The sequence below is a fragment of the Clostridium sp. DJ247 genome, assembly GCF_014231265.1.
On sequence record NZ_JABAIW010000113.1, the window covers coordinates 1 to 3760 of the forward strand.

The following is a 3760-nucleotide window of genomic DNA, read 5'->3' on the forward strand; positions in this document are numbered from 1 at the left end:
TACTCTTTTAATGGTTTATCCCCAACTCCACTAAACACATAATCAGTTGAAACCTGAACTAATTTAGCTCCAACTTTTTCACAAGCCATAGCTAAGTTTCTTGGACCTATTGAGTTAACCTTAAATGCAAAATCTTCATTACTTTCACATCCATCAACATTTGTTGCTGCTGCACAATTAATTACTACATCTGGTTTAAATTCTGTTATTTTATCTTTAACTTGATTTAAATTCGTTATGTTAAGTTCCTCTACATCAAGTGCTATAACTTCTGATTTTTTTATTTTTTCTGAAATTTTACCAATTTCAGCTTCTCCTGACTTTATTATATTTTGAAGTTCATTTCCTAACTGACCTTTGGCTCCTGTTATTAATATTTTCATCTCATTGCTCCTCATAATTTGATGATTACTTTATTTAAGCCTATATTTTACTTACTAAATATAAAATCCTCGTACTCACTTAAATCTAAGTCTTTCAAATTAGGATGACCCTTATCTTTCTCAGATAAAAGTATATTGTCTATTCCATCTAAGGGCCATTTTATATTTATATCCGGATCATTCCACATAACTCCACCATCATATTCTGGTGAATAAAAATCTGTACATTTATAATTAAAAACAGCTTCCTCTGATAAAACTAAAAAACCATGTGCAAAACCTTCTGGAATATAGAATTGCTTTTTGTTTTCTTCACTTAAAATAACACCTTCCCACTTACCATAGGTAGGAGAGCCTGTTCTTAAATCAACAGCCACATCAAAAACCTCTCCTTTAGTTACTCTAACAAGTTTTCCTTGGCTATGTTTCTTTTGAAAATGAAGTCCTCTTAAAACCCCTTTGCTAGACTTTGATTCATTATCTTGAACAAAAGTTATGTTAAATCCAGCTTTATCAAACTGCTCCTTGTTATAAGTTTCCATAAAATAACCTCTGTTATCTCCAAAAATCTTAGGCTCTATTATGTAAACTCCATCTATTTTTGTTTTATTAAAGTTAAAATTCCCCATACTTACACCTCTTACCCTACTGTTACTGCAGCTTCATTTTTAGATTTTTCAAGTTCAATTTCCTCTACTATATCCATTAGATATTTACCATATCCAGTTTTCATTAATGGTTTAGCAAGTTGAATAACTTGCTCAGAAGTTATCCATCCTTTTCTATAAGCAATTTCTTCAAGACATGCTATATATGTTCCTTGAGTACTTTGAACTGCTTCAACAAAATTAGAAGCTTGTAACATAGATCCATGAGTTCCTGTATCAAGCCATGCCATTCCTCTACCTAATAATTGAACCTTTAAGGTTCCTTCTTCCATATAAGATTTGTTTAAATCTGTTATTTCAAGTTCTCCTCTTGCTGAAGGTTTTAACTCCTTAGCCTTTTTAACTACTGAATTATCATAAAAATAAAGGCCTGGAACTGCGTATTTAGACTTAGGTTTCTCTGGCTTTTCTTCTAAGGAAATAACGTTATTCTTATCATCAAATTCAACTACTCCAAAAGCCTTTGGATTTTGAACATAGTAACCAAATACATATGCTCCACTTTCTAAGCTAGCAGCTTTTCTTAAATGTTCTGAAAAGCTTTGACCGTAGAAAATATTATCTCCAAGTACCATTGCCACATTATCATCACCAATAAATTCTTCTCCGATAATGAATGCTTCTGCAAGTCCATTAGGATTTTCTTGAACTGCATATTCAATATTTAATCCTAATTCTTGTCCATCTTTAAATAGCTCTTCAAAATTGACTATATCTCTTGGCGTTGATATAATTAAAATATCTCTTATTCCAGCAAGCATCAAAACTGACATTGGATAGTAAATCATTGGTTTGTCATATATTGGAACCATTTGTTTTGACATTGCTTTTGTAACGGGGTATAAACGTGTTCCTGATCCCCCTGCTAGAATTATTCCTTTCATTATTACACCTCTTTACTTAAATTTATATATTTTGTTTCATTAGTCTATATAAAATACGTGCTGAATTCCTACTATGCTTAAATATGAAAATTGATTTCTTTATATCTGAATTTATTACACTATCTGTACTTACATCTTCCTTATGAAATATTTTCATTTTAGGATTGTATATAGTTTTAAAATTATTTTGCATACATAGGTAGTATAATATATCTTCTTCCATATACATATATGTTTCTGGAAAAAAAGCATAATCAAAATATTTAATATATAAATTTGATAAAATTATACACGCTCCGTGCAGTTGTATATTTTCTAATTCTTCTGTGATAAGATTTTCATTTTTATTGTTTACCTGATTATCTTTATGTAGCATTCCTCTAAACATTTTTTTTAATATTTTTATAATGAATTGTATATGCATTATATATTGTAAATATAATTTTATATATCCATAATCAAGAATTTTTATTAGTTCTTTAACTTCTTTTTTAGTAAGTCCCTTTATTCTTTGAGGATTTTGATGTAATAAGTTACCTTGCATACTAATTATATCAGGTCCTAATACATAATAATGTGTTCTATTAAATGTACCAATTGCTAAATCAATAAAGTTTGATTGATTTATAATAGTATCATTATTTATTAGTATTATAAAATCTGATTTTAATTCATTCTTTGCATATATATATCCTAAGTTATTTCCTTTAGCAAATCCTAAATTAGTTTTACTTAGAATAACATATATATTTTTATTATTTAAATATCTTTGTTGTAATTCTATTCCACTATTATTAGAAGAATTATTATCTACAATTATTATATTATAATTATTATAATCGATATTATTTAATATTGATTCAACACATTCAATAGTATCTTTTATAGCCATATAGTGTAATATAACAAAGCTTACTTTATTCAATATCTCACATTCCTTTACTTATAATTTATATATTAATTATTTAGCTAACTATTTTAATTAAGTTACGATAGTTATATTCTATAACTATCATAATTAGTGGTAATAGTAGTATTCTTTGTGGATCCGTAACAATTAGTGTAAATGATGTTGCACAAAGAAAAATTAAAATTCCTATATTGTTTATTGATACTTCAAATTTTTTAAATTTATTATAAATAAAAGTCATTCTAAATAACTTAAAGATTAATGCAATATACCATAATAATCCAAATAATCCTAATATGGATGCAAGACCAACTATTCCAACATCAGTTGTATATAAATATCCTTGTGGTCCATGAAGTACATAATAGAGATTGCTATTTGGATCATCATAAAGCATTCCCATTCCATTAATAGGATTGGTCTTCACTTTTCCAACATAGTACTCAATTGCTTCTCTTCTAGCATAAACACTTCCTGCATATTGTGTATCATTAAATGATTCAAAAAAGTCTTTTACGAAACTAGTATTCATAAAAAGTGTTAATGCACAACATATGAGTAAAGTATATACTATCTTTTTCCGAACATCTGAATGTGATTTAAAAATTAAAATTCCAAACAGTGATATTAAAATTGATATTAATAGCACTCTTGTCTGGCATACAAAGATTAAGTATATTAGTCCAAAAACAGCATTTAAATAATAAATTAGTGTCCATCCATTTTTTTTGTTGCTTAAAGCTTCTGAAAAAGATATTACTATTGAAAAGCTTATTAAAGTAGATGGATAAGTTAATCTTAATTTTCCTTCTCTAAACAAGGTATTTGCAATACTATCCTTAAACTCAAATAAATTTATAAATAGACTACTATTAGTTATATAGGTCATACCTTGTATAATAAATACAACAGAGG

4 protein-coding genes and 1 pseudogene are annotated in these 3760 nt (G+C 27.4%); all 5 read right to left on the reverse strand.

What is annotated here, in order from left to right; genetic code table 11:
- A partial coding sequence (locus HGI79_RS22130) for a sugar nucleotide-binding protein (RefSeq protein WP_185652833.1) occupies positions 1-383 on the reverse strand: 383 nt, incomplete at its 3' end.
- Positions 384-430: 47 nt separating this feature from the next.
- Entirely contained in the window at positions 431-1012 is a 582-nt protein-coding gene (gene rfbC, locus HGI79_RS22135; protein ID WP_185652834.1) for a dTDP-4-dehydrorhamnose 3,5-epimerase, read from the reverse strand.
- An 11-nt stretch (positions 1013-1023) separates the two neighbouring features.
- Positions 1024-1935, reverse strand: coding sequence for a glucose-1-phosphate thymidylyltransferase RfbA (rfbA, locus tag HGI79_RS22140; RefSeq protein WP_185652835.1), 912 nt, complete (start codon positions 1933-1935; stop codon positions 1024-1026).
- 22 nt (positions 1936-1957) lie between these two features.
- A complete protein-coding gene (locus HGI79_RS22145) occupies positions 1958-2860 on the reverse strand; it encodes a glycosyltransferase family 2 protein (RefSeq protein WP_185652836.1) in 903 nt (300 codons plus the stop codon).
- Between the two features lie 40 nt (positions 2861-2900).
- Positions 2901-3760, reverse strand: a pseudogene (locus HGI79_RS22150) (hypothetical protein); the annotation flags it as partial.

What these genes read in the sequence shown, in the direction of transcription:
- rfbA (WP_185652835.1), bottom strand. Translation starts at nt 1,935, where the DNA reads ATGAAAGGAATAATTCTAGCAGGGGGATCAGGAACACGTTTATACCCC.
- rfbC (WP_185652834.1), bottom strand. Translation starts at nt 1,012, where the DNA reads ATGGGGAATTTTAACTTTAATAAAACAAAAATAGATGGAGTTTACATA.